Annotated in this window: 23 protein-coding genes; 13 read left to right on the top strand and 10 right to left on the bottom strand. The window is 68.7% G+C overall.

All coding sequences use genetic code 11. From position 1 onward, the window contains the following. Positions 1-40 precede the first annotated feature (40 nt). On the bottom strand, positions 41-1,564 hold the full coding sequence (gene rdmE / locus BLV57_RS16820) for an aklavinone 12-hydroxylase RdmE (protein WP_091289675.1): 1,524 nt from the start codon (positions 1,562-1,564) through the stop codon (positions 41-43). 41 nt (positions 1,565-1,605) lie between these two features. Continuing rightward, positions 1,606-2,085, bottom strand: coding sequence for a hypothetical protein (locus BLV57_RS16815; protein ID WP_091290432.1), 480 nt, complete (start codon positions 2,083-2,085; stop codon positions 1,606-1,608). A gap of 166 nt (positions 2,086-2,251) precedes the next feature. On the opposite strand from BLV57_RS16815, the gene BLV57_RS16810 reads away from it, so the two are divergent. Next, entirely contained in the window at positions 2,252-3,547 is a 1,296-nt protein-coding gene (locus BLV57_RS16810; RefSeq protein ID WP_091289674.1) for a bifunctional o-acetylhomoserine/o-acetylserine sulfhydrylase, read from the top strand. Between the two features lie 2 nt (positions 3,548-3,549). Then, positions 3,550-4,632, top strand: a complete 1,083-nt coding sequence (gene metX, locus BLV57_RS16805; protein ID WP_176968689.1) for a homoserine O-acetyltransferase MetX — start codon at positions 3,550-3,552, stop codon at positions 4,630-4,632. Positions 4,633-4,679: 47 nt separating this feature from the next. On the opposite strand, the gene BLV57_RS16800 is transcribed toward metX, so the two are convergent. Together BLV57_RS16800 and BLV57_RS16795 are read right to left on the bottom strand one after the other, a co-directional pair. Beyond that, on the bottom strand, positions 4,680-5,186 hold the full coding sequence (locus BLV57_RS16800) for a hypothetical protein (protein WP_091289672.1): 507 nt from the start codon (positions 5,184-5,186) through the stop codon (positions 4,680-4,682). A gap of 50 nt (positions 5,187-5,236) precedes the next feature. Next, entirely contained in the window at positions 5,237-5,827 is a 591-nt protein-coding gene (locus tag BLV57_RS16795; RefSeq protein WP_176968651.1) for an SACE_7040 family transcriptional regulator, read from the bottom strand. A gap of 194 nt (positions 5,828-6,021) precedes the next feature. Here BLV57_RS16795 and BLV57_RS16790 point away from each other — a divergent pair, with 194 nt between their 5' ends. The 6 genes from BLV57_RS16790 (at position 6,022) to BLV57_RS16765 (ending at position 13,500) form a co-directional block, all read left to right on the top strand. Then, positions 6,022-6,795 carry an SGNH/GDSL hydrolase family protein gene (locus BLV57_RS16790; RefSeq protein ID WP_091289671.1) on the top strand — a complete coding sequence of 258 codons (774 nt, stop codon included), beginning with the start codon at positions 6,022-6,024 and terminating at the stop codon, positions 6,793-6,795. A gap of 235 nt (positions 6,796-7,030) precedes the next feature. Then, positions 7,031-7,795, top strand: a complete 765-nt coding sequence (locus tag BLV57_RS16785; RefSeq protein ID WP_425426008.1) for an SGNH/GDSL hydrolase family protein — start codon at positions 7,031-7,033, stop codon at positions 7,793-7,795. Positions 7,796-7,906: 111 nt separating this feature from the next. After that, positions 7,907-8,671 (top strand): SGNH/GDSL hydrolase family protein, encoded by a 765-nt coding sequence (locus BLV57_RS16780; protein ID WP_245757354.1) that lies wholly within the window; start codon positions 7,907-7,909, stop codon positions 8,669-8,671. Positions 8,672-8,747: 76 nt separating this feature from the next. Beyond that, a complete protein-coding gene (locus BLV57_RS16775; protein ID WP_091289669.1) occupies positions 8,748-10,358 on the top strand; it encodes a carboxyl transferase domain-containing protein in 1,611 nt (536 codons plus the stop codon). 5 nt (positions 10,359-10,363) lie between these two features. Then, the gene (locus BLV57_RS16770; protein WP_091289668.1) at positions 10,364-12,349 is read left to right on the top strand and encodes an acetyl/propionyl/methylcrotonyl-CoA carboxylase subunit alpha; all 1,986 of its coding nucleotides are present in this window, start codon (positions 10,364-10,366) and stop codon (positions 12,347-12,349) included. Further along, positions 12,346-13,500 (top strand): acyl-CoA dehydrogenase family protein, encoded by a 1,155-nt coding sequence (locus BLV57_RS16765; protein ID WP_091289667.1) that lies wholly within the window; start codon positions 12,346-12,348, stop codon positions 13,498-13,500. Before BLV57_RS16770 ends, BLV57_RS16765 begins: the two co-directional genes overlap by 4 nt. A gap of 490 nt (positions 13,501-13,990) precedes the next feature. Here BLV57_RS16765 and BLV57_RS43280 read toward each other — a convergent pair whose 3' ends face one another. After that, positions 13,991-14,140 carry a hypothetical protein gene (locus BLV57_RS43280; protein ID WP_176968650.1) on the bottom strand — a complete coding sequence of 50 codons (150 nt, stop codon included), beginning with the start codon at positions 14,138-14,140 and terminating at the stop codon, positions 13,991-13,993. A gap of 410 nt (positions 14,141-14,550) precedes the next feature. Between BLV57_RS43280 and map the strand changes: the two genes are divergently transcribed. The 4 genes from map (at position 14,551) to BLV57_RS16745 (ending at position 17,911) form a co-directional block, all read left to right on the top strand. Then, positions 14,551-15,318, top strand: a complete 768-nt coding sequence (map, locus tag BLV57_RS16760) for a type I methionyl aminopeptidase (RefSeq protein WP_091289666.1) — start codon at positions 14,551-14,553, stop codon at positions 15,316-15,318. A gap of 9 nt (positions 15,319-15,327) precedes the next feature. Further along, positions 15,328-15,834 (top strand): GNAT family N-acetyltransferase, encoded by a 507-nt coding sequence (locus tag BLV57_RS16755; RefSeq protein WP_091289665.1) that lies wholly within the window; start codon positions 15,328-15,330, stop codon positions 15,832-15,834. 37 nt (positions 15,835-15,871) lie between these two features. After that, positions 15,872-16,732, top strand: coding sequence for an SDR family oxidoreductase (locus BLV57_RS16750; protein WP_091289664.1), 861 nt, complete (start codon positions 15,872-15,874; stop codon positions 16,730-16,732). Positions 16,733-16,855: 123 nt separating this feature from the next. Further along, positions 16,856-17,911, top strand: a complete 1,056-nt coding sequence (locus tag BLV57_RS16745; protein WP_091289663.1) for an alpha/beta fold hydrolase — start codon at positions 16,856-16,858, stop codon at positions 17,909-17,911. Here the strand turns inward: BLV57_RS16745 and BLV57_RS16740 are convergent. From BLV57_RS16740 to BLV57_RS16725, 4 genes are all read right to left on the bottom strand, one after another. Beyond that, entirely contained in the window at positions 17,908-18,915 is a 1,008-nt protein-coding gene (locus BLV57_RS16740) for an MASE1 domain-containing protein (protein ID WP_091289662.1), read from the bottom strand. The genes BLV57_RS16745 and BLV57_RS16740 overlap by 4 nt on opposite strands. Positions 18,916-19,090: 175 nt before the next feature. After that, positions 19,091-20,299 carry an acyl-CoA dehydrogenase family protein gene (locus BLV57_RS16735; protein ID WP_091289661.1) on the bottom strand — a complete coding sequence of 403 codons (1,209 nt, stop codon included), beginning with the start codon at positions 20,297-20,299 and terminating at the stop codon, positions 19,091-19,093. Beyond that, the gene (locus tag BLV57_RS16730; RefSeq protein ID WP_091289660.1) at positions 20,296-21,591 is read right to left on the bottom strand and encodes an acyl-CoA dehydrogenase family protein; all 1,296 of its coding nucleotides are present in this window, start codon (positions 21,589-21,591) and stop codon (positions 20,296-20,298) included. The genes BLV57_RS16735 and BLV57_RS16730 overlap by 4 nt, the downstream gene beginning before the upstream one ends. Before the next feature lie 121 nt (positions 21,592-21,712). After that, positions 21,713-22,912, bottom strand: a complete 1,200-nt coding sequence (locus BLV57_RS16725) for a low temperature requirement protein A (protein ID WP_091290427.1) — start codon at positions 22,910-22,912, stop codon at positions 21,713-21,715. Between the two features lie 161 nt (positions 22,913-23,073). Between BLV57_RS16725 and BLV57_RS16720 the strand changes: the two genes are divergently transcribed. Next, positions 23,074-24,159: a serine hydrolase domain-containing protein gene (locus tag BLV57_RS16720; RefSeq protein WP_091289659.1), complete on the top strand. Its 1,086-nt coding sequence runs from the start codon at positions 23,074-23,076 to the stop codon at positions 24,157-24,159. Positions 24,160-24,225: 66 nt separating this feature from the next. Here BLV57_RS16720 and BLV57_RS16715 read toward each other — a convergent pair whose 3' ends face one another. After that, a complete protein-coding gene (locus tag BLV57_RS16715) occupies positions 24,226-25,398 on the bottom strand; it encodes a TetR/AcrR family transcriptional regulator (RefSeq protein WP_091289658.1) in 1,173 nt (390 codons plus the stop codon). Between the last annotated feature and the right edge of the window lie 54 nt (positions 25,399-25,452).

The following is a 25,452-nucleotide window of genomic DNA, read 5'->3' as shown; positions in this document are numbered from 1 at the left end:
TCGTCAGACCAAAGCTGACGAAAGCCACATTGGGATTTTTTTACCGGCCGAGGAGCTGGGTGAGCGCGGTGGACAGGGCGGCTGGGGGGTTGGGGGTGGCGGGTGAGCGCCAGGCGACCATGCCGTCGGGGCGGACCAGGGAGGCGCCGCCGGGGGTGAGGCCGAAGGTGCCCGGCGGGGTCACGTGGTGGTCGATGCGGAGGCCGGTCTCGGCGGAGACGGCCGAGGCGGCGGGTGCCCAGGTGCCGTCCGAGAACAGGGCCCAGCCCAGGCCGAGTACGTCCACTGTGGACTGGCCGGTCCCCAGCGCCACGTTGGGGGCGCGGAAGCCCGGGCGGCCGGTCGGTTCGAAGGGGTTCTCGGTGCGGGCGGGGTCGTCATCCTCGGCGAGGACGGCCGTGGAGCGGTAGCGGAAACCGAGGCAGAGTGCCATCGGCTCCTCCGCCGGGGTCAGGCCGGTGACGTCCAGGTCGGGGTGCATGCGCTGCTTCATGTTGTGCAGCGAGGTGTCGATGACCATCCGCGCGTACGGCCTGCGCTCGGCCTCGTAGGTGTCGAGCAGCGCGTCGGACGCCTCCCCGCGCAGGACCGCCGCCAGTTTCCAGGCGAGGTCGTGGCCGTCGCCGATGGCCGTGTTGCCGCCCATGCCGCCGGTCGGCGGGGTCACCTTCGCCGCGTCGCCGACCAGGAACACCCGGCCGGACCGGAACCGCCGCGCGAGGCGGGCCGCGATCTCCCAGGGCGCGGTCCAGTGGAGTACCGGTTCGAGGTCCGGCTCGTCCGTCGCGATCCGGATCATCTCGACCAGCCGCTCCGGCGTGAAGTCCTCCGGCGACTCGCCTTTCGACGGGTGGTAGTCCGGCGCGAACCCGTAGTGGTCCGGGGTGTCGGTGCTGCAGAACCCGGCCGTGAAATGCGGGTTCTGCAGGTAGAACAGATCGGTGACGTCGGTGCGGACCCGGTCGCCGAGGTTCGCCTCGAAGAGCACGCCGAGGCAGTGGGAGAGCGAGCCGGGCCCGTCGGTCTCGATGCCCAGCGCCGAGCGGATCCGGCTGCGGCCACCGTCGGCCGCGATCAGGTAGCGCGCCCGGACCGTGGTCTCTTCGCCGGACGAGCGCAGCACCGCGGTGACCCCGTCCTCGTCCTGCGTGAACGAGACGAGCTCGGTGTTGAAACGCACGGTCGCGCCGAACTTCTCCGCGCGCCGCAGCATGATCGGCTCGACCAGGTCCTGACCGGCCATGCCGTGCGGCATCGCGGTCGCCGCGCTGACGTCGACCGCGCCGACGTCGTCATAGAGCCGGTGGAACACCTGCCCGCCCAGGCTCGCGGCGACGGTGATCCGCAAACCGCCCCGTGCGCGCGGGCTCGCGTCGAGCACCTCTTCGTCGATGCCGGCGAAGCGGAACAGCTCCATCGTGCGCCAGCTCTGCCCGGCCGCGCGCGGATGGATCGACGTGCTCGCGTGCCGGTCGACCGTGAGCACGTCCACCCCGTGCTGTGCCAAGAACATCGTCGCCGAGAGGCCCCCGTAGCCCGCCCCCACGACCAGTACGTCAACCATGATTCCCCTCCGTTGCCAAATATCTTAGCAACGAAGATATCTCACGAACTAAGAGGAGTCAACGCCCAGCGCGTCTTCTTCCAGGGCTTGAACACCGAGACCTGCGTCGCGAACAGCAGCAGCATCAGCCCGGCCGACATCGCGGTGACCAGCATGATCGCCGTCTTCCCGATCGGCTCACCGCGCGCCGCGAGCTCGGACGCCCGCGAGAACGCCGGGACGACCCCGAGGTTCCCGCCCAGCAGCAGCGCGATGTTGGCCGCCAGCTTGAGGATCACCCAGTAGTGCTTGATCAGCCCCCACTTGGTGCCCAGCGACAGCACGACGCCGCTGACGAAGGTCAGCACGCTCGCCGGGAAGTAGAAGATGTCGCCGAGCCTGCCCGCGACGATGTGCGCGCTCTGATCACCCATCACGCCCAGCGCGAGGATGCACACCTCGACGCCGATCCAGGCGACCGACGCGACGATGTGAACGTAGAGCCACCACTTGCGGGTGGCGGGCCGCATTCTCCAGTCCATGCCGAAGAGGATCGCGGCGCGGCCCGTGTCGCGTCGTCCGGCACCGGACGTCAGTTCCTCGTACGCCCGAAAGAGTACGTGGCGCTCCCACGTCGTGAGAGACATTGGCCGCCCGCGTGCGCGGCGTTAGCGTCGGCGCAAAGCCGTTGAGCCACAAGGAGTATTCATGAGCGCCTGGTCATTCGAGACGAAGCAGATCCACGCGGGCGCCGCTCCGGACCCGGCGACCGGCGCCCGCGCGACGCCGATCTACCAGACCACGTCCTACGTCTTCCGCGACAGCCAGCACGGCGCCGATCTGTTCAGCCTCGCCGAGCCGGGCCACATCTACACCCGCATCAACAACCCGACGCAGGACGTGCTCGAGCAGCGGGTGGCCGCGCTCGAAGGCGGCGTCGCGGCGCTCGCGTTCGCGTCCGGCTCGGCGGCGACCACGGCGGCGATCCTCAACCTGGCCAACGCGGGCGACCACTTCGTCTCCAGCCCCTCGCTCTACGGCGGCACGTACAACCTTTTCCATTACACACTCCCGAAACTGGGCATCGAGGTCACCTTCATCGACGACCAGGACGACCTGGAGCAGTGGCGCGCCGCGGTCCGCCCGAACACCAAGCTCTTCTTCGGCGAGACGCTCGCCAACCCCGGCAGCAACGTGCTCGACATCCGCGCGGTCGCCGACGTCGCGCACGAGGCAGGGGTGCCGCTGGTGGTCGACAACACCGTCCCGACGCCGGTGCTGCTGCGCCCGATCGAGCACGGCGCCGACATCGTGATCCACTCCGCCACCAAGTACCTCGGCGGGCACGGCACCACGGTCGCCGGTCTGCTCGTCGACGGCGGCACCTTCGACTTCGGCGCGAACCCGGAGAAGTTCCCCGGCTTCAACGAGCCCGACCCCAGCTACCACGGCCTGAAGTACTGGGAGGCGCTCGGCCACGGCGCGTTCGCGGCCAAGGCGCGCGTGCAGCTGCTGCGTGACACCGGCGCCGCCATCGCGCCGTTCAACAGTTTCCTTATCCTGCAAGGCATCGAGACGCTGTCGCTGCGCATCGAGCGGCACGTGTCCAACGCCAAGGCGCTCGCCGAATGGCTTGAGCAGCGCGACGAAGTCGAGAAGGTCTACTACGCCAGCCTGCCGTCGAGCCCGTATTACAACGCGGCTCAGAAGTACCTGCCGGGCGGCGCGGGAGCGGTGCTCTCGTTCGACCTGCGTGGCGGCGTCGAGGCGGGCCGCGCGTTCGTCGACGGCACCGAGCTGCACAGCCAGCTGGTCAACATCGGCGACGTGCGCAGCCTGATCGTGCACCCGGCTTCGACCACGCACAGCCAGCTTTCGCCGGAGGAGCAGCTCGCCAGCGGCGTCACGCCGGGCCTGGTGCGCCTCGCCGTCGGGCTGGAAGGCATCGAGGACCTCAAGGCCGACCTGGAGGCGGGATTCCGGGCGGCCAAGGCGGCGCTGTGACCGTGCCCGTCACGGGCGCGTGGCGGACCTCGGATCACCCTGGCCGCAGGCAATGGGTCACGGGCGGGCCGATACGGACGGAGGCGGGCGGCGTGCTGCCCGCCTTCTCCCTCGCGTACGAGACGTGGGGCACGCTGAACTCCGACGCCTCGAACGCCGTGCTGGTCGAGCACGCCTTGACCGGCGACAGCCACGCGGCCGGGCCGGCCGGGCCCGGCCATGTCACGCCCGGCTGGTGGGACGGCCTGATCGGGCCCGGCAAGGCGCTGGACACCGGCGAGTACTTCGTCGTGGTGCCGAACGTGCTCGGCGGCTGCCAGGGCTCGACCGGCCCGTCTTCACCCGACGCGGACGGAAGGCCTTGGGGCAGCAGGTTTCCCTCGCTGACCACACGCGACCTGGTCACCGCCGAGACGCTGCTCGCCGACACGCTCGGGATCGAGCGCTGGGCCGCGGTGCTCGGCGGCTCGATGGGCGGCATGCGGGCGCTGGAATGGGCGGTGACCTGGCCGCCGCGGGTCGGCGCGCTGCTCGTGCTCGCGTCGACCGCGCAGGCGTCGGCCGAACAGATCGCCTGGGCGTCCCCGCAGCTGCACGCCATCCGTTCGGACCCCGGCTGGCACGGTGGCGATTTCTACGACGCGCGGGAAGGGCCGCATCGCGGGCTCGGGATCGCGCGGCGGATCGCGCATGTGACCTACCGCAGCGAACCTGAGCTGGCCGAGCGCTTCGGGCGGCAGAGCCAAGCCGACGGCCGATTCGCCGTGGAGTCCTATTTGGACCATCACGCCGACAAGCTGGTGCGGCGCTTCGACGCGGGCAGCTACGTGGTGCTCACCGAGTCGATGAACGCCCATGACGTCGGCCGTGACCGCGGCGGGGTCGCGGCCGCGCTGAGCCGGGTCACCGCGCGCACGATCGTCGCGGGCGTCGACAGCGACCGGCTGTACCCGCTCGCGCAGTCCCGCGCGCTCGCCGAGGGGCTCGGCGGCGAAGTGGCCGTGGTGACCTCGCCTTACGGGCACGACTCGTTCCTGATCGAGACCGATCAGATCGCCGCGCTGGTCAAGGCACTTCTGGGTTGAGGCCCGGGATAAAGCGGGCTTTATCCCGGGCCGGCATAAAGCCCGCTTTATCCCGTCACCGCGTCCGCGATCCAGGTGGCGACGGGCAGGTCGCGCTCCAGGCATTCGGCCGAGAGCCGGATCGTCCAGCGCAGCGCCTGCAGGACGAGGCTGTCGACCTCGTCGGGCGCCGCGTTGGCCAGCGCGATCTCGACCTGCTCCTCGGCGGCCTCGGTGTTGCCGTGCACCTCCGCCAGCAACGTGCGCACGGCCGTACGCACGGGCGGGTCGGCCTGGTCGATCGAGACCTCTTCGCCGTCCTCGTCGAACACCTGCACCTTGACCGGCGCACTGCCACCGTCGCCCAGCGTGGACACCATCGCGCTGCACTCACCGAAGAGCAGCATCATCAATGCCCTGGTCTCGGCCGACTGCGCCTCGGGCTCGGCCGCTGACGGCGCCACCTCGTCGAGTGCCTCGGCGTCCTCACCCAGGCTGATCGCGACGAGGGCGCGTTGCGCCTTTTCGACGAGCCGCTGCTCGTCCTCGCTCCTGTCCGGCTGCACGTGTCCCATCAAACACCAGCTTGCCAAGGTTTGGGGTAGTCCGTGCGAGCGAGGGGTGATCACCTCGCGGCGTGCAGTGCTCCCAGCGCGAGCCTGCCCAGCAGCTCAGCCAGCTCTTCGTCACCGAGATGGCGGTTGTACGGGGTCGAATTGATCAGCCCGAACACCGCGTGTGCCGCCGAGCGCGCCTGGCGCTCGCCGACGCCGGGCACGGCCTCGGAAATCGCGCGCACCCAGACCTCGACGTAGCGGCGTTGCAGCCCGCGCACCTGCTTGCGGTCGTGGTCGGTGAGATTGCCGAGGTTGCGCTCCTGCACGGTGATCAGCGCCGGATGCGCGAGCGCGAAGTCGACGTGGAACGCCACGAGCGCGGCGAGCACCTCGTCGGGGCCGCCGTCGTGCGCCACCCGCGCGGTGCCGCCGTCGAGCAGGAACTGGCTGATCGAGTTGAGCATCTCGCCGAGGATGGCGTCCTTGCTGCGGAAGTGCCGGTACAGCGCGGGCCCGGAGATGCCGACGGCCGCGCCGATGTCGTCGATGCCGACGCCGTGGAAGCCGTGGTGGGCGAAGAGCTCGGCCGCGGCGGTCATGATCTGTTCGCGCCTGTTCGCCTTCTCGCCGTTCACGAGTGGGGTGGTGTTGGCCGGCATGGCCTTATCTTAAGTCGCTGTGTTAGCGGGCGCTAACACAGTAGGCAGTACTACTTCCTGCTTGGGCCAAGCGGGTTACCTGGGGAAACACCTCTTCTCATGTCGATGAGACACCTGGTATTGATCTGTCACGTTGCTACGTCACAAAGGAGTGACCCATGGCCGTCCCTGCCCGAAAACTCTCACTGATTCGGATGAGCGCGGCCCTGGGGGTCGCAGCGCTCGCGATGCTCGGTGTCGTGAGCCCCGCCAACGCCATCCAGGCGACCAACTACGTCGCGCTCGGCGACTCCTACTCTTCCGGCGTGGGCGCCGGGAGTTACGGCAGTTCCGGTGGCTGCAAGCGCAGCGCCAACTCCTACCCGCAGCTGTGGGCGAACAAGCACGCCGGCACCACGTTCACCTTCGTCGCCTGCTCGGGCGCGCGCACCGGCGACGCGCTCAACCAGGCCGACTCGATCACCTCGGCCGCCACGCTGGTGACCATCTCGATCGGCGGCAACGACGCCGGATTCACCGACGTGATCACCAAGTGCACCCTGGGTTCCGACCAGGACTGCGTCAACCGGGTGAACACCGCCAAGGCGTACGCCACCGGCACGCTCCCGGGGTTGCTGGACGGCGTCTACAACAAGATCAAGTCGAAGGCGCCCAACGCACGCCTGATCGTGCTCGGCTACCCGCGCTTCTACACGGTGCCCGGGTCGTGCAGCGTCGGGCTGAGTGACACCAAGCGGTCCGCGATCAACTCGGGCGCGGACACCATCGCGTCGGTGACCTCGGGCCGGGCTTCCGCCGCGGGCGCGACCTTCGTGGACGTGCGAGGCTCGTTCACGGGACACAACATCTGCTCGGGCGGCACCTCCTACCTGAACAGCCTGACCTGGCCGGTGGACGAGTCCTACCACCCGACCGCGCTCGGGCAGTCCAACGGCTACTACCCGCCGCTGGCCTCGGTCACCGGGTGACACTGGTTCGAAGATGAAGCCGGGCCGTCTCCGCGACGGCCCGGCTTTTCCTATTCATCGATCATTCCGATTCATGAATTGTCAGCTCGGCGCTACTTCTCCAGGTCGCGCTGAGCTGAACGGGTTGCTTAATCACGTTTACCGGTTTTGGGATGGTATTCGTTTTCGCACCCCGTCACCCCATTCCCGAAGGAGCCGACCTGTGCCTGACACCGTCGTCAGAAGCTTCCGCTGGCTGAGCGCGCTCACCGTGCTCGCGTTACTGGGTCTCGCGACACCGGCGCTCGCCGTCAAGGCGGCCACCTACTTCGCGCTCGGCGATTCCTACTCGTCCGGCGTGGGCGCCGGGAGTTACGGCAATTCCGGAAGCTGCAAACGCAGCGCCAACGCTTATCCGCAGCTATGGGCGAACAAGCACGCCGGCACGAACTTCACTTTTCTCGCGTGTTCAGGCGCGCGCACGGGTGACGTGCTGAACCAGGCGAACTCGATCACCTCGGCGGCCACGCTGGTCACCGTTTCGGTCGGCGGCAACGACGCCGGGTTCGTCGACGTGATCACCAAGTGCACACTCGGCTCGGACCAGGACTGCGTCAACCGGGTGAACACCGCCAAGGACTACGCCACGAACACCCTTCCCGGCCTGCTGACCACTGTGTACAACAAGATCAAGTCGAAAGCGCCGAACGCGCGGCTGATCGTGGTCGGGTATCCGCGGTTCTACGCGGTGCCAGGGTCCTGTGGCACCGGGCTGAGCGACGCCAAGCGGTCCGCGATCAACGGGGGTATCGACGTGGCGACCGGCGTGCTGTCGCAGCGCGCGCAGGCCGCGGGCGCGACCTTCGTGGACGTGCGCGGGTCGTTCACCGGGCACAACATCTGCGCCTCTGGCGAGTCGTACCTGAACAGCCTGACGTTCCCGGTCGACGAGTCGTATCACCCGACCGTCGCGGGCCAGGCCAAGGGCTACTACCCGCCGCTGGCCGCCGTCACCGGCTAGGCCCGCTCCTCGGGGTCGTGAGTGGTACGGCCGGTTCTAACCGGTCACGCCACTCACGACCCCCGTAAACTGGGATGCGGCCTCGGTCCCCCTGACTCGAAGGAGTGACCTGTGGCCATCCGTACCCTCATCGCGGCGTTCTTGCTGATCATCGGGCTCGCGGCGCCCGCGGCCGCCGCCGACGCCTACTTCGCGCTCGGTGACTCGTATTCGTCCGGCCTCGGCGCCGGGAAGTACGGCACTTCCGGCAAGTGCAAGCGCAGCGTCAACGCGTACCCGCAGCTCTGGGTGAACGAGCACGCCGGGACCAAGCTCACCTTCCTCGCCTGCTCGGGCGCGACCACGGCCGACGTGCTGACCCAAGCCGGGTCGATCACCCCGGACGCCACCCTGGTCACGCTGTCCGTCGGCGGCACCGACGCCGGTTTCTCCGACGTCATGGTCACCTGCGTGCTCAACTCCGAGCAGGCGTGCGCGAAACGCGTCGACGTCGCGCGGAAGTTCATCACCGAAACGCTCCCGGGCCGCCTCGACGCGGTGCTCGCGAAGATCAAGGCCGCGGCTCCGAACGCCCGGGTCTTCCTGCTGGGCTACCCGCACCTGTTCGCCGACGACGGCTCGTGCGGCTTCAGCATCGGGATGCGCAAGGCGATCAACGCGGGCGCCGACACGATGGCGGCCGTCGAGGCGGAGCGGGCGTCGGCGGCCGGAGTGACCTTCGTGGACGTACGCGCCGCGTTCACCGGGCACAACGTCTGCGCCGCTGGCTCTCAGTATCTGCACGGCATCGCTTCGCCACTGGAGGAGTCGTTCCATCCCACGAAAGCGGGGCAGTTCGGCTACTTCAGGGCACTCGCCATGGTTACCGACGGGTAGTCCGTCACCTCGCCTGGACACCTTGGTTAGCGGTTGTTAACATCGCGGTGTTAACGACGGCTAACATCGAGGAGCCATGGACAGGCCCGTGCTGACCAGTTCCGCGGATCCGCGGAGCGACGAGTATTCGCGCAACGTCACCGCTCACGCCGAACTGGTCGAGGACCTGCGCAAGCGGCTGTCCGTGGCCCGCCTCGGCGGTCCCGAGAAGTCGCGCGCGCGGCATGTGGAGCGCGGCAAGCTGCTCCCGCGCGACCGCGTCGACACCCTGCTCGACCCCGGTTCGCCGTTCCTGGAGCTCTCGCCGCTCGCGGCGACCGGGCTCTACGACGACGAGGCGCCCGCCGCCGGCATCATCACCGGCATCGGCCGGGTGTCCGGCCGCGAGTGCGTGATCGTCGCGAACGACGCCACGGTCAAGGGTGGCACCTACTACCCGATGACCGTCAAGAAGCACCTGCGCGCGCAGGAAGTCGCGCTGCACAACAATCTTCCGTGCGTCTACCTGGTCGACTCCGGCGGCGCGTTCCTGCCCAAGCAGGACGACGTCTTCCCCGACCGTGAGCACTTCGGGCGCATCTTCTACAACCAGGCGACCATGTCCGCGCGCGGGATCCCGCAGGTGGCGGCCGTGCTCGGCTCGTGCACCGCCGGTGGCGCCTACGTGCCCGCGATGAGCGACGAAGCGGTCATCGTGCGGAACCAGGGCACGATCTTCCTCGGCGGCCCGCCGCTGGTGAAGGCCGCGACCGGCGAGGTCGTCACGGCCGAGGAGCTCGGCGGCGGCGACGTACACGCCCGGCAGTCCGGCGTGACCGATCACCTGGCCGAGAACGACGCGCACGCGCTGAAGATGGTCCGCTCGATCGTCTCGACGCTCGGCCCGCGCACGCCGCGGCCGTGGGACGTGCTGCCGACCGAGGAACCGGCCGTCGACCCCGATCTCTACGGTGTGGTCCCTACCGACCCGCGTACCCCGTACGACGTGCGCGAGGTGATCGCGCGGATCGTCGATGGCAGCCGGTTCGCCGAATTCAAGAAGGAATACGGCTCGACGCTGGTCACCGGGTTCGCGCACATCCACGGGCACCCGGTCGGCATCATCGCGAACAACGGCGTGCTGTTCGCCGAGTCCGCGATGAAGGGCGCGCACTTCATCGAGCTGTGCGACAAGCGCTCGATTCCCTTGCTGTTCCTGCAGAACATCACCGGGTTCATGGTCGGGCGCGCGTACGAGGCGGGCGGCATCGCCAAGCACGGCGCGAAGATGGTCACCGCGGTCGCGTGCGCGCGGGTGCCGAAGCTGACCGTGATCATCGGCGGGTCGTTCGGCGCGGGCAACTACTCCATGTGCGGGCGGGCGTATTCGCCGCGCTTCCTGTGGATGTGGCCCAACGCGCGGATTTCCGTGATGGGTGGCGAGCAGGCCGCTTCGGTGCTGTCGACGGTGCGCCGCGACGCCATCGAGGCGCGTGGCGGTGAATGGTCCACTGAGGACGAAGAGACCTTCAAGGACCCGATCCGCCAGCAGTACGAAGCCCAGGGCAGCCCGTACTACTCGACGGCGCGGCTGTGGGACGACGGCGTGATCGACCCGGCGGACACCCGCACGGTGGTCGGGCTCGCGCTGGGCGCTGCGGCGAACGCGCCGCTGGAACCGGTCAACTACGGCGTATTCAGGATGTGACGGCAGTGTTCGACGCGGTTCTGGTCGCCAATCGTGGCGAGATCGCCGTTCGGGTCATCCGGACCCTGCGGGACATGGGCATTCGTTCGGTCGCGGTGTACAGCGACGCGGACGCCGACGCCAAGCACGTGCGCGAGGCGCACACCGCTGTCCGAATAGGACCGGCGGAGGCAGCCAAGAGCTACCTTTCGATTCCGGCCATCGTTCAGGCGGCGGTCGACTCGGGCGCGCAGGCGGTGCACCCCGGTTATGGCTTCCTGGCGGAGAACGCGGAGTTCGCGCGGGCTTGCGAGGCCGCCGGGCTCGTGTTCATCGGGCCGCCGGTGAGCGCGATCGACGCCATGGGAGACAAGATCCGGGCCAAGGCGACGGTTTCGTCGGCCGGTGTCCCTGTCGTGCCCGGAGCGTCCGATGTGGACATCCCGGAGGGCGGCTTCGCGGAAGCGGCCGCCAAGGTCGGGTTCCCGTTGCTGCTCAAGCCTTCCGCCGGTGGCGGCGGCAAGGGCATGCGGCTGGTCACGGCTCCCGGCGAGCTGGACGCGGCCGTCGAGTCCGCGCGCCGCGAGGCGAAGGGCTCGTTCGGCGACGACACGCTGCTGATGGAACGGTTCGTCACCACGCCGCGGCACATCGAGATCCAGGTGCTCGCGGACACGCACGGCAACGTGATCCACCTCGGTGAGCGTGAGTGCAGCCTCCAGCGGCGGCACCAGAAGATCATCGAAGAGGCGCCTTCGGTGCTGCTGGATGAGGAAACCCGCGCCAAGATGGGTGCTTCGGCCGTCGAGGCCGCGCGGTCCGTCGGCTATGTCGGCGCGGGCACGGTCGAGTTCATCATGTCGGCCAAGACGCCCGACGAGTACTTCTTCATGGAGATGAACACGCGGCTTCAGGTCGAGCACCCGGTGACCGAGCTGGTGACCGGACTGGACCTGGTCGAGTGGCAGGTCCGCGTCGCTGCGGGTGAGGTGCTTTCGGTCGCGCAGTCCGACGTCGTCCTCAATGGACACGCGGTGGAAGCCCGTGTCTACGCCGAGGATCCCGCGCGCGGGTTCATCCCGACCGGTGGCACGGTGCTCGCCGTGCACGAGCCGTCCGGCGACGGTGTGCGGGTGGACTCCTGGATGACCGAGGGCACGGTCATCGGCTCGAACTACGACCCGATGCTGGCCAAGGTCATCGCCTGGGGCCCCGACCGCGCGGCCGCGCTGCACCGGCTGGATCTGGCGTTGGCGGACACGGCGCTGCTGGGCGTCGGCACCAACATCGCCTTCCTGCGCGGACTCCTGAACGACGAGGAGGTCAGGGCCGGGCGGCTGGACACCGAACTCGTCGAGCGCCGTCTGTCCACTGTGGTCACCTCGGAGGTTCCGCGTGACTTCTTCGTGGCGGCGGCGATGGACAAGCTGCTGGCCTTACAGCCGTCGGGTTCCATTGTGGACCCGTGGGACATCCCGGACGGCTGGCGTCTCGGCGGCGCCGGCGGGATGAACTTCGGCCTGCGGATCGGCGACGCCGAAGCCTCGGTGCGCATCGAGGGCACGCCCGCGAACGCGCTCGTCACCGTCGACGATCTCGAGCCGGAGCGCATCTCGGCGCGCTGGGACAACGGTGTCCTGGAGGTTCGCCACCCTGGCGGATTCCGCCGCTACCGGCACGTCGCCGGTAAGGGCCGCAGCGTTTGGCTGGCCCGTGACGGGCACTGCGTCGCGGTCGAAGAGCGCGCGGACATCCTTGCCGGGCAAGGGGAATCCGCAGGCGGCGGGCCGGTCAAGAGTCCGATGCCCGGCACCGTGCTGGTGGTCAAGGTCGGCAAGGGTGACGCGGTCAGCGCGGGAACGCCGCTGATGGTCGTCGAGGCGATGAAGATGGAACACACGATCACCGCGCCGGTCGACGGCGTGGTCACCGAACTGCATGTCCAGGCAGGCCAACAGGTCGCGCTGGACGAGGCCCTAGCTGTGGTGACCCCACAAGAGGAGACGGCGTGATCGACTTCCGGTTGGACGAAGAGTACGAGGCGCTGCGCAAGACCGTCGAGGATTTCGCGCGGTCCGAGGTAGCTCCCGTGATCGGCGGGCTTTACGAGCGCGAGGAATTCCCTTACGAGATCGTCGCGAAAATGGGGGAGATGGGCCTGTTCGGCCTGCCGTTCCCCGAGGAGTTCGGCGGCATGGGCGGCGACTACTTCGCGCTGTGCCTGACGCTCGAGGAACTCGCGCGCGTCGACTCGTCGGTCGCGATCACCCTGGAAGCCGGGGTTTCGCTGGGCGCGATGCCGATTTACCGGTTCGGCACCCAGGAGCAGAAGGAGACCTGGCTTCCGCAGCTGACCTCGGGTGAGGCGCTCGGTGCGTTCGGGTTGACCGAACCCGGCGGCGGTTCGGACGCGGGCGCGACACGCACGCGGGCCAAGCTCGACGGCGACAGCTGGGTGATCAACGGCAGCAAGTCGTTCATCACGAACTCGGGCACCGACATCACCAAGCTGGTCACGGTCACCGCGGTCACCGACGTCAAGGAGAACGGCCGTAAGGAGATCTCCGCGATCATCCTGCCGTCGGACACGCCCGGTTTCACGGTCGCGCCGAAGTACTCCAAGGTCGGCTGGAACTGCTCGGACACGCACGAACTCGCCTTCGAGGACTGCCGTGTCCCGGCGGAGAACCTGGTCGGCGACCGCGGCCGCGGCTACGCCCAGTTCCTGTCCATTTTGGACGAAGGCCGCATCGCGATCGCGGCGCTGTCGGTCGGTCTTTCGCAGGGCTGTGTCGACGAGTGCCTGAAGTACGTCAAGGAGCGCGAGGCGTTCGGCAAGAAGATCGGCGAATACCAGGCGATCCAGTTCAAGATCGCCGACATGGAGATCCGCGCGCACACCGCGCGGCTCGCGTACTACCAGGCCGCGTCGAAGATGCTGCGCGGCGAGCCGTTCAAGAAGGAGGCCGCGATCGCCAAGCTCGTCGCCTCCAATGCCGCGATGGACAACTCCCGCGACGCGACCCAGATCTTCGGCGGCTACGGCTTCATGAACGAGTTCCCGGTCGGCCGTTTCTACCGCGACGCCAAGATCCTCGAGATCGGCGAAGGCACCTCCGAGGTCCAGCGCATGCTCATCGCCCGCCACCTCGGCGTCGCCTAGCCCTCGGGGGGTCGTGAGTGTTTTCGCCGGTTCTAACCGGCGAAAACACTCACGACCCCTTCTCGGCTGCCTCGCCCGTGTCCGAGGGTGTGGTCGGGCGTGGGTGAGGGCCTACTTCGCTCGGATCCGTGGGGTGAGGGCCTAGTTCGACCGTATATGCGGGTGAGGGAGGCCCTGACTCGCTCGGTTCGGGTGAGGGAGGCCCTCACTCACGCCGAGCGTGGATGAAGGCCTCTCATACCTGGGCCTAGTGCCTGTCATACCAGGGCCTAGTGCCTGGGTGAGTGCCGTTTGCGTCGTTCAACGCCGCAAACCGCACTCACCTCGCCCCAAACGGACCTCAGCCACTGGTCAATCAGGTTGACTGTGTGGGTTTCGAGGCGTTCAACGACGCATTTCCACCACAGCCACCCCGGTCGTGACCGAGCAAGCGAGACGCGCCACCTTCGACCTTCCGCTCAATAGAACCGGCGATACCACTCGCGAGCGTTCAGCCGTCGCCGAAGGACAAGCAGTCGAAGCCCGGGATCCACTCGATCCCGATCTGCGTCACCTTCGCGTCTTCGGTGTAGTGGCCGTTCTCGTCGTAGTGGTCCTCGATCCACATCTCGTAGCCGCGGTCGTCGTAGCCCGGTGCCATCGCGGTGAAGCCGCGGCGGTACTCGAACGCGTCGCCGTAGGTCGCTTTGACGTCGGCGACGGTCGACCGTGGCGTAGCGGTTGCAGAAACCGTCGTCCCATGGCGGGCCCACCAGGTAGCCGGTGGCCAGTGCCTGCAACGGTGAATGGCCGAGCTTGAGCCGGTGACAGCCCTGGGGCGTGAGCACCTCGTCCGCCGCCGCGGCCGGGGTGAGGCCGCCGATGAGCAGCAGGCAGCCCGCGACTATTCCTGTTGTGGTTGAAGACATCCGTGAATCCCCAATGGTCCGTGGAGTGGTTGGTCGTCCAGGGAGACGCCACCGGCCGGTGGGGGTTGTGCGTGCCGGAACAGGTCTGCGCGATGGGGCGGCCTGCTCGACGAGCGATAACTATACCGGTATAGTTATCGGCATGGTTGAGATCAAGACTCAGGGTGAGCTGGACGTCATGCGCGAGGCCGGGCGGGTCGTCGCGCGGACGCTGCGCGCGGTCAAGGAGGCGTCGGCGATCGGGGTGAGCCTGCGCGAGCTGGACGAGGTCGCGGCGCAGGTCATCGCGGAAAACGGGGCCAAGCCGTCGTTCCTGCACTATCAGCCCAGGTCGGCGCCGACGCCGTTCCCGGCCGTGATCTGCGCGAGCGTCAACGACGCGGTCGTGCACGGGATCCCGTCGGACTACCGGCTCCGCGACGGCGACCTGGTCAGCATCGACGGCGGCGCGTACATCGACGGCTGGCACGGTGACGCCGCGATCAGCTTCGTGGTCGGCGCCGCGGATCCGGCCGACCTGGAGCTCATCGCGACCACCGAGCGCGCACTCCAGGCAGGGATCGACGCGCTGGTGGTGGGCAACAGGCTGGGTGACGTCGGGCATGCCGTCGCGGGTGTCGGCAGGCCTGCCGGGTACGGGCTGCTCGACGATCACGGCGGCCACGGCATCGGCCGGGCGATGCACGAGGACCCGAGCGTGCCGAACGAGGCGCGGCCCGGCCGGGGGCTGAAACTCAAGGCGGGCATGGCGTTCGCGATCGAGCCGATGTTCATCCGAGGTGGCTCCGACGGCTACCGGCACGCGGCGGACGGCTGGACGCTGCACACCCTGGACGGCAGTCGCGCCGCGCATGTCGAACACACCGTCGCGGTCACGGAAAACGGCCCCTGGGTGCTCACCGTCGAGTAGAACTTAGGCATGGTAACTATTCGGAAAGGCGGTCCTGACGACTTCCAGGCCGTGATCCAGTTCTTCGACGACGCCGTTGTCTGGCTGACCGAGCGCGGCAGCGAAGGCCAATGGGGCTCCAAGCCTTGGTCGGGCATCCCCAAGCGCGTCGAGTGGCTGCGCGAGATGGTCGCGGGCCCTGGCGTGTTCATCGCCGAAATCGACGGTGAGCCCGCCGGGGCGCTCATCGTCTCCCAGCAGTGCCCGGACATGGTGACTCCCGTCGACGAGCCGGAGCTCTACATCCGGCTGCTGATCACGTCGCGTAAGCACACCGGCAACGACGTCGGCGGGCACCTGATCCGGCATTCGCTCGCCGAGGCCGAGCGGCTCGGCGTCGGCCTGCTCCGGGTGGACTGCTGGGCGGGCGGCGACGGCGATCTCGTGCGCTACTACGAGGGGCAGGGCTTCACGCCGACGTTCCAGTTCGACCACCAGGGCTGGATCGGTCAGGTATTCGACCGGCGGTTGCCCTAGCCGCACCGGATTGGCATGCTGCCAATAAGGAGGCGAAATGGGCAAGCGACGTTCTTTGCGGGGCAAGGTCATCGTCATCACCGGGGGCGCGCGGGGCATCGGCGCGAAAACGGCCGCCGCGCTGCGTGATCAGGGCGCGAAACTGGCGCTCGGCGACCTCGATCAGGTCGAAGTCGAGAAGACCGCGGCGGAGCTGGACGCGCTCGGATTGTCGCTCGACGTCACCGACATCCGCGGGTTCACCGCGTTCCTCGACGAGGTCGAGCGGCGGCTCGGGCCGATCGACGTGTTGATCAACAACGCCGGGATCATGCCGCTGTCGCCGCTAGACGAGGAGGACGACGCGTCGACCCGGCGGCAGCTGGAGATCAACCTGCACGCGGTCATCCACGGCACGCGCGAGGCGATGCTGCGGATGCGGCCGCGGGCGTCGGGCCACATCGTGAACGTCGCGTCGATGGCGGGCAAGGCCGGTTTCCCCGGCGCGGCGACCTACTGCGCGACGAAGCACGCGGTGGTCGGTTTGTCCGAAGCCGTCCGGCTCGAACTGCGCGGCAGCGGCGTCGAGGTGTCGTGCGTGATGCCGGCGATCGTCCGCACGGAGCTGGCGAGCGGGCTCGGCGAGGCGAAGTTCTTCAAGTCATTGCGGCCGGAAGACGTGGCCGACGCGATCGTCGACGCGTTACGCAGGCCACATTTCGACGTCTTCGTCCCGAAATCATTGGACGCGATGGGAAGAATCACACGGCTGCTGCCGAGGGCGGCCGGTGAATGGATCGCGCGTGCGCTCGGTGGAGACCAGCTTTTGGCTTCAGCGGCCCATTCCAGCGCGCGTTCGGGCTATGAAGCGCGGGCCGCCGAAAGCGCGCCTTCGGTCGGCGCGGACGGCGATTCTTAACTCGGACGGACTAACCGCACCGTCCGAAGTGGACCGCTGGGTGGGATGGCCGTCAGAGTGGTGGTTGAGTCGTGCCCCGGTTACCCGGCAAGATTGCTTCCTCGAACCTTCTTGGAGGCATGAATGGTTTCCGCACCGGCCCGCTTGGCCGCCGCCGCGTCGAACGTGGTCGGGAAGGTGCTGCATGGCGGCGTCGCGGATCTGCGCCCGATGCCGAGGGTGCTGATCGACCAGGGCCCGAACCGCTCGGTCTACCGGATGACCACCGGCGCCGCGCCCGCGTCCGGCCCGCCGATCCTGCTCGTGCCCCCGCTGGCCGCGCCGGCGCTCTGCTTCGACCTGCGCCGCGGCTGCAGCCTCATCGAGCACCTCGTCGAAGACGGCCGCAGCACCTACCTGGTCGACTACGGCAACGTCGCGTTCTCCGACCGCCGTCTCGGCATCGAGCACTGGATCGACGAGGTGCTCCCGCGCGCGATCCGCAAGGTCTCCGCCGACGCGGGCGGTCAGGGCGTGCACCTGGTCTCGTGGTCGCTCGGCGGCATCTTCTCGATGCTCGTCTCGGCCGACCAGCCCGAGCTGCCGATCGAGTCGATCACCGCGATCGGCTCGCCGGTCGACTTCACCGCGATCCCGATCATGGCGCCGTTCCGCCCGCTGGTGGACCTGACCAACGGGCACCTGCTCACCCCGATCTACCGCGCGTTCGGCGGCGCACCGTCCTATTTGGTCAGCAAGGTCTTCCGCGCGACCGGCATCAGCAAGGAGATCACCAAGCCGATCGCGATCTTGAAGAATCTCGACGACCGGGACTACCTCGCGCAGATCGAGGCCGTCGACCACTTCATGGACAACATGATCGCGTACCCGGGCCGGACGTTCGGCCAGCTGTACCACCGGCTGTTCAGGACGAATGACCTGGCCGAAGGGACGGTCGACCTGAACGGCCGCGTCATCTCGCTGGCGGACGTGAAGGTGCCGACCCTGATCGTCGCGGGCGAGAACGACACGATCGCGCCGCGGCCCTCGGTCGAGCGGGTGGTCGGGCTGCTGGAGAACGCGCCGTCGGTGCGGTTCGAGACGGCGCCGGGTGGTCACCTCGGCGTGCTCACCGGCCGCAAGGCGCGTAACTCGACGTGGCGCTACCTGGACGAGTTCCTGGCCGAACAGGTGGTCTAGGGATCGCGGGGCGGGCGGTTCGAGATGTTCTGGATGATGTCGAGAACCGCCCCGCGCAGTGACTGAGCCGGCGCGATGCGCGCGACCATCTCGTTGAGCTGGACGCAGGCCATGGCGACCTCGGCTTCCGCGCGGTTGCGCTGCACGGTGACGGTCGCGAGCAGTAGCGCGGTCAGCGCGACCGAGCCGTCCAGCGCCTGCAGCGTGATCATGCGCAGCGGCAGTGTCATCAAGGAGAACGGCCCCCAGCCATGCGCGGCGGCCAGTATCGCGATCGTGCAGACGGCGAGCGCGCCGCACAGCGCGCCGGCCTGCTCGAAGCGGAGCGCGGCCCAGATCAGCCACGGGAACACGGTGAACAGCAAGGTCGCAGGCGTGGTCGTCGCGACGACCGCCGTGCCGATCATGCCCGTGGCGAGCGCGATCGCCTCGACCCAGCGGCCGAGCGGGACCTCGCGCGGCCACCGGAAGCGGGGCGCGATGAGCAGCAGCGGCGCGACCGTGAGCACGCCCATCGCGTCACCGGTCCACCACACGGTCCACCCAGTCCAGAAGTAGCTGACCGTGCCGGACGCGGCCAGCACCGCCGAGCCGATGGTCGCGCTGACGAGCATCGCACCCAGCGCACCGGCGAACACCAGGAGCAGCGCGTCTTTGAGCCGGTCGAGCTCGCGCCGGAACCCGAGCCGTTTCAGCAGGTAATAGGCGGTCAGCGGCGCCAGCGTGTTGCCGATGGTGATCCCGAGGAACGCCACGATGGGCTCGCCCCCGACGATCGCGTTCGCCGCCAGCGCGCCGAGGCTGATCCCCGGCCAGACCCGCGGGCCGAACAGCAGCAGCGCCGCGAGCGCGATGCCGGTCGGCGGCCAGAGCGGGGTGATCTTCAAGTCGATCATGGCGAGCTGGAAGCCGACCCTGGCGCCGATGAGGTAGGCCGCCGCGACGGCCAAGACCAAGACAGCCCACGGCGTTGTGCGGCCGAACTGGGGGCCTGTTCGGCTCATAGACCGCTCCGGATCGCGCACCATGGATCCGAAAGCCTACCCCGGCTTGGGCCCAGCGCCCGAGAGTCACTTCGGGGCGTCGCACACCCCGAAAGTGACTCTCGTCAGATGCGATAGCCCGAAAGCCACTTTCGTCAGATGCGATCTGACGAAAGTCACTTTCGGGCTTCGGCTCCTACTTGAGCTCGGTCGAGGTCTTGCCGAGGATCCGGCGAGCCACGATCAGCTGCTGGATCTGCTGGGTGCCTTCGAAGATGTCCAGGATCTTCGCGTCGCGCGCCCACTTCTCCAGCAAGGATTCCTCGGTGTAGCCCACGATTCCGGCCAGTTCGACACACTTGAGCGTGATGTCGACGACCGAGCGGCCTGCCTTCGCCTTGGCCATCGAGGCCTGGAGTGAGTTCGGCTTGCGGTTGTCGGCCATCCACGCGGACTCGAGCGTCAGCAGGTAGGCCGACTCGTAGTCCGCCTCGAGCTGGAGGTAGGCCGCCGCGGCCGCGTGCTGGGTGTTGGCGGGCTTGTCGTAGTCGACGACCACGCCCGCGTCGGCGAGGATGCGGGCGGTCTCCTCCAAGGCCGCGCGGGCGACGCCGACGCCCATGGCGGCGACCAGTGGGCGGGTGTTGTCGAAGGTCTGCATGACCCCCGCGAAGCCCTTTTTGGTGTCGATCTCGGGGGTGCCGAGGAGATTGTCCTTGGGGACGCGGCAGTTCTCGAAGCGGAGGACGGCCGTGTCGGACGCCCGGATGCCGAGTTTGTGCTCGACGCGGACGACCTCGAAGCCGGGGGTGCCCTTTTCGACCACGAAGGACTTGATGGCCGCGCGGCCCTTGGTCTTGTCGAGCGTCGCCCAGACGACCACGGCGTCGGCGCGCTCGCCGGAGGTGACGAAGATCTTCTCGCCGTTGAGGACGTACTCGTCGCCGTCGAGGCGGGCGGTCGCGGTGATCGCGGCCGAGTCCGAGCCGCAGCCGGGCTCGGTGATGGCCATCGCGGCCCAGATGCCGGAGAAGCGCTTGAGCTGCTCCTCGTTCGCGACCGACGCGATGGCCGCGTTGCCGAGGCCCTGGCGCGGCATCGTCAGCAAGAGACCGACGTCGCCCCAGCACATCTCGATCGTGCCGAGCACGACGTTGAGGTTGGCGCCGTTGCGGTTGCCCTTCTCGGCTTCCTTCTCGTTGCGGCGGACGCCCGCCGCGCCCGCGCCGCCCTCGCCGGAGGAGTTGAGGCCGTCCAGCAGCGCGGCGAACATGTCCAGCTCGGCCGGGTAGGTGTGCTCGGCGCGGTCGTACTTGCGGGAGATCGGCCGGAAGACCTCGGCCGCGGCCTGGTACGCCTGGTTGATCAGCGCGCCGGCCTTCCTGGGGGCTTCGAGGTTGATCACAGCAGAATTCCGCCTTCCATGACACCGATGGCACGCAGATCGCGGTACCAGCGCTCGACCGGGTGCTCCTTGATGAAGCCGTGCCCGCCGAGCAGCTGCACGCCGGCGTTCCCGATCTGCATTCCCTTGTCCGTGGCCAGCTTGCGGGCCAGCGCGACCTCGCGGGCGTACGGCTTGCCCTGCTCCGCGCGGGCCGCCGCGCGCAGGGTGACCAGGCGCAGGCCTTCGAGTTCGATCGCGATGTCGGCGATCGAGAACGCGACCGCCTGACGGTGGCTGACCGGCTCGCCGAACGCCTGCCGCTCGTTGACGTACGGCACCACGTAGTCGAGGACGGCCTTGGCGGTGCCCGCCGCGAGCGCGGCCCAGCCGAGCCGCGAAAGGCGGACGGCCTCCGTGAACACCTCGGGCTTGCCGCCACCGAGCAACGCGCCCGCAGGCAGGGAAACCTTGTCCAGGTGGAGCTTTCCGGTCGCCGCGCCGCGCAAGCCCATCGCGGGCTCGGACTCGATCGACACGCCCGCGGTCGACGACTCGATGATGAACAGCGCCGGTCCGCGTCCTTCGAGATCGGCGGAGACAACGAAAAGTTCAGCCTGCGCGGCACGCGGGACCAGCGACTTCACGCCGTTGAGCTGGTAGCCCTTCGGCGTGCGCTTGGCCTTGACCGACGGCTTGAACGGGTCGAACAGCGGCGTGCGCTCCTGCAGCGCGAACGCGGCGGCGGGGACGTTCTCGCCGACGAACGCGGGCAGGTAGTCGGCCTGCTGCTGCTCGTCGCCCCACAGCACCAGCGCCGTGCTGACCGCGGACGGCGCGAGCACCGCGAGCGCGAGCCCGAGGTCGCCGTGCGCGAGCGCCTCGGCCACCAGCGCGCCGGTGACGACCGAGCGTTCCGCGCCGACCCCGCCGAGCTCCTCGGGGATGCCGACGAGCGTGATGCCCAGCTCGGCGGCGCGGCTCAGCAGGCCTTCCGGCGCTTCGAGCTTCGCGTCGGCGTCGGCCGCCGCGGGCCGCAGCTGCTCGGCCGCGAACTCGGTGACCGTCTCGACGATGAGCTGCTGATCCTCGCTCGGCGTGAGGTCGAACAGGCCGGTATCGGCGGCGGGTGCCAGCCGTTCCGGCGCGTTGCGCTTCTGGACCGCCTTGAACGTCCGGCCTGCCGCGCCCGCGACCCGGAAGCCGTTGCGGGTGCCAGCGGTGACCAGGCCCTGCAGCGGTTTGCGCAGCCCCGCCTTGTCGATCGCCTTGCTCCCGGCCAGCCGGGTGAGCGCGGACAGGCCGATGCCCATCGCGTCTCGTTTCTTCGGGGCAGCCATGGGTCGCCTCTCCCTCGCGTTACCTACTCACGAGTAGGTTAGCTGGGGTTCGACGGTTTCGCCAGCTCTGGGGTCGTGAGTGATGCGGCCGGTTCTAACCGGCGATCCCACTCATGACCTTTGACCTGCGGTTTCGTTCGAACGCTATAAGGGCCAACACCGTCACCGAGACGATCGCGACCAGCGCCGCGGCGGGTACGTGCTCCAGGAGTGGGGTCGCCGCCAGCAGGAGGACGGCGAGGATCAGGCGCTGGTGGTTCCACGAGCCGAGGTTGCGCCTGCGCAGTGCGGAGAGAGTGAACAGGTAGAGCGCCAGGCCGCCGGTCAACGCCCAGATCGGGACACCGTGCAGTGCTTCTGAGGCGCTGTGGTGCTCAGTGTCGGCGACGTAGAGCAGAGCCTTCTTAAGCCCGAGGGCGACCAGCACGATCCCGGCGATCAGGGGCAGGTGCATGAACGTGTACGAATCCGTGGCGATCTTGACGCGCTCGGCGCCTTCCGCCTTCGTCAGCTTGTGCTCGGACACGTGCGCGACCACGTCGAAGTACGTCCACCACATGCCGGCCGCCAGCGCGAGCCCGCCGGTCGCCGCGCCGACCACGAGCCACGACATCGGCAGCGCCGAGATGCCGATGCCGATGGCCACGATGGATTCGCCGAGCGCGATGATCACGATCAGCCCATACCGTTCCGCGAAATGCCCAGGCTGGTTCACCCGCCACTCCGAGGCCCTGGTGAAGAAGACGTTCCCGTAATCCCACAGCATCGCGACCGCCCACAGCCCGAACTGGGGCCAGCCGCTGAAGAACGTCGCGACGGTGAGGAGCGCGACGCTCGGCAGCACGCCGGGGAACATCCGCAGCAGCACCTTGCGCAGGCCCGGATCGTGCCGCGCGGCGCCGAGGTACGCGACGAGATGCAGCAGCCGCACGGCGAGATAGCAGCCGACGAACAGCAGTGGCGCGTCCAGCCCGCCGGGCAGGTCGGTGAACGCCTCCGGGATCGTCAGCGAGACCAGGAACGACACGGCCATCGCGCCGAACAGCGCGAGCCTGGCGATCCCCTGGTCGACGTGGATGGTGTTGCCGAGCCACACGTATCCGCTCCAGCACCACCACAGCACGGTGAGCATCGCCATGCCCTGGCCGATGCCGAGCGGCGACAGGTGATCGGCCATCAGCTGGGTGGTCTGCGTGATCGCGTAGACGAAGACGAGGTCGAAGAACAACTCGAGGGTGGAGACGCGGTGATCCTCGTCTGCCGTGACGAGGTGCAGGCGGCTAGTCGTGGGCACGCGCGACAGTATGACCGCGAACGCGCGCCGAAGCGCGTGGTTTCGCCCGATGGCGAACATGGTGGGGCTGACCCCCGTGCCGATACTCGGGTTCGCGGGATCGTTGGCGGCCGCTTGGCCTCCTAGGCTCGTTTCCGGTTAATCGACAACGAGGGGGTCTCATGCGAATGTCCTTGCCCTGCAAGCGAATCGCCGCGTCGGCAGGCATCGTCGCGCTGCTCGCGGCGACCATGGCCGGTCCGGCGGCCGCCACCGGGCACCGGCCGGTCCAGCGCGCGCTCGACTCGGTCGTCGCCGCCGGCACGCCCGGCGCACAGGTCACCACACGCGGCTACTCGCTGCGCAGTGGCGTCGGTGATGTGAACACCGGCGCGCCGATGCCGTGGCACAGCCACTTCCGCGCGGGCAGTGTCACCAAGCCGTTCGTCGCGGTTCTGGTGCTGCAACTGGTCGGTGAAAGCAAGGTCGCGCTGGACGCGCCGGTCACCCGCTACCTGCCGGAGGCGAACACCGGCGCGGTCACCGTCCGCCAGATCCTGCAGCACACCAGCGGGCTGCCCGATTACCTCGACGAGTTCCGCGACGTCGACCTGGAGACGGTCCGTCATCGCGGCGCCGAGCCCGCCGAGCTGCTGGCGCTCGCGATGAAGCACCCGCCGCTGTTCCCGCCGGGCGCGAAGTGGTCGTACTCCAACACCAACTACGTACTCGCCGGAATGCTGATCGAGCGGGTGACCGGCCGGAAGGTCCAGGCCGAGATGTCCGCTCGCATCCTCCGGCCGCTCGGCCTGCGCGACACGTACCTGCCGGTGCGTGGTGATGAGCGGCTGCCCGCGCCGCATCCGCGCGGCTACCTGCCCGCGAAGGGCTCGCTGGTGGACTTCACCGAGTTCGACGCCACGATCGCCTGGGCCGCCGGCGGGCTGGTGACCTCGGGAGAGGATCTCAACCGGTTCTTCACCGCGCTGCTCGCCGGTCGGTTGCTGCGGCCCGCGGAGCTGGCCGAGATGAAGCGCACGGTGCCGTCCTGGGAGGGAGCGGAGTACGGACTCGGGCTGGGACGGCTGACCATGTCCTGTGGCAAGGACTTCTGGGGCCACGGCGGTGACATCCCCGGGTTCGCGACGCTCGCGCTGGCGGCCCCGGACGGCCGGGCGGTCACGGTCGAAGCCAACCGCGACCCGGTGACCCCGGAGATCCACGCGAACATGCAGGCCACGCTCGACGCCGCGCTCTGCGCCAAGTAGGGGCTCGCGAAAGCCCGAAAGCCACTTTTGTCAGGTCGCATCTGACGAAAGTGGCTTTCGGGCTTTTCAGGCCAGGCCGAGCACCGCGGTCATCAGTGCGACGAGTTCCGCTTCCAGGTTGGGGCGGGTGTTCACCCGGCGCGTCCGGGTCAGGTCGTTCGCGATGGTCAGTGCCGCGTGGACGATGATCTTCGACTCGCGCTCGTTGAGCTCCGGACGGATCGTCGACAGCAGGGCCGTCCAGCGGGCGACGTAGTCCTTTTGCACGCGGCGCAGGTCCGCTTTGTCCCGCTCCGGCAGCATGACCGGATCGCCCGAGAAGGAGACCGACAGCTCCGGCGTGTTGCGCAAGGTGTCCACATAGGACGCCGCGAGCCTGCGCAGCGCCTCGCTCTCGTCCGCGCAGCGCATCGCCTGGTCGGCGCCGACGGCCAGGCGGTCGGCCGCGCGGTGGCCGATGGCGACCATGAGTGAGGCCTTCGACGGGAAATGGCGGTAGACGCTCGGGCCGGTGATGCCCGCGGCCGCGCCGATGTCCTCCATGCTGACCGCGTGGAAGCCGCGCTCGCCGAAGAGCGCGGTCGCCGCCGCCAAGAGCTGCTCGCGGCGGGCCGGGGTGCCGACGGTGAGCGGTTCGATAACAGTGGACTTGACGGACTGGGCCGGAATCATCGCGTGCAGGACACGGTGTGCGAGGTCGACCAGTAGCTGGGAGAAGCGCTTCTTTGCGATGGTCGTGTGGTGCACGGAGACGCTCCCGAACACGCTCAGTCCTGCCCAGCACAGCAACTCCGCATCGTCAGGAGTCAACTCCGGACGGTGGATGAGCAGCGCCTTCGTCCAGGCGGAGAGGACCGCGGCCGACCGGCGGCGGATCTCGCGCTGGTCCTCACGCGGCAGGTGCTTGCCCTCCCAGCGCCAGAGCGCGGCGACCTCGCGACGCTCGACGGCCTGGCCTGCGAGTGTGGTGAGCAAGGTCGAGATCTGCTCCGGGCTGCCGTCCGTCAGTGTCTCGGCGGTGGCCGACTCCATGTCGTCGATGCCGGAGAGCACCACGTACGCGAGGATCGCCTGCTTGTCCGCGAAGTGCCGGTAGAGCGCCGGGCCGGTGACGCCGCCAGCCGCGGCGATGTCGTTGATGCCGACGCCGTGGTAGCCGCGGGCGCGGAACAACTCCGCGGCGACCGCGGCCAGCGTGGCCTTGCGGTCGCGCGGGCGGCGCGCGGGTGGGTGATCCATAGGTGAACATACTGTAGCCGAGTTGACTCGGTCGCAACCCATTGACACCATGGG

This window comes from Amycolatopsis xylanica (assembly GCF_900107045.1).
Lineage (GTDB): Bacteria > Actinomycetota > Actinomycetes > Mycobacteriales > Pseudonocardiaceae > Amycolatopsis > Amycolatopsis xylanica.
Note: the sequence above shows the minus strand (reverse complement) of the source record. Positions and strands in the feature narration are given on the sequence as shown.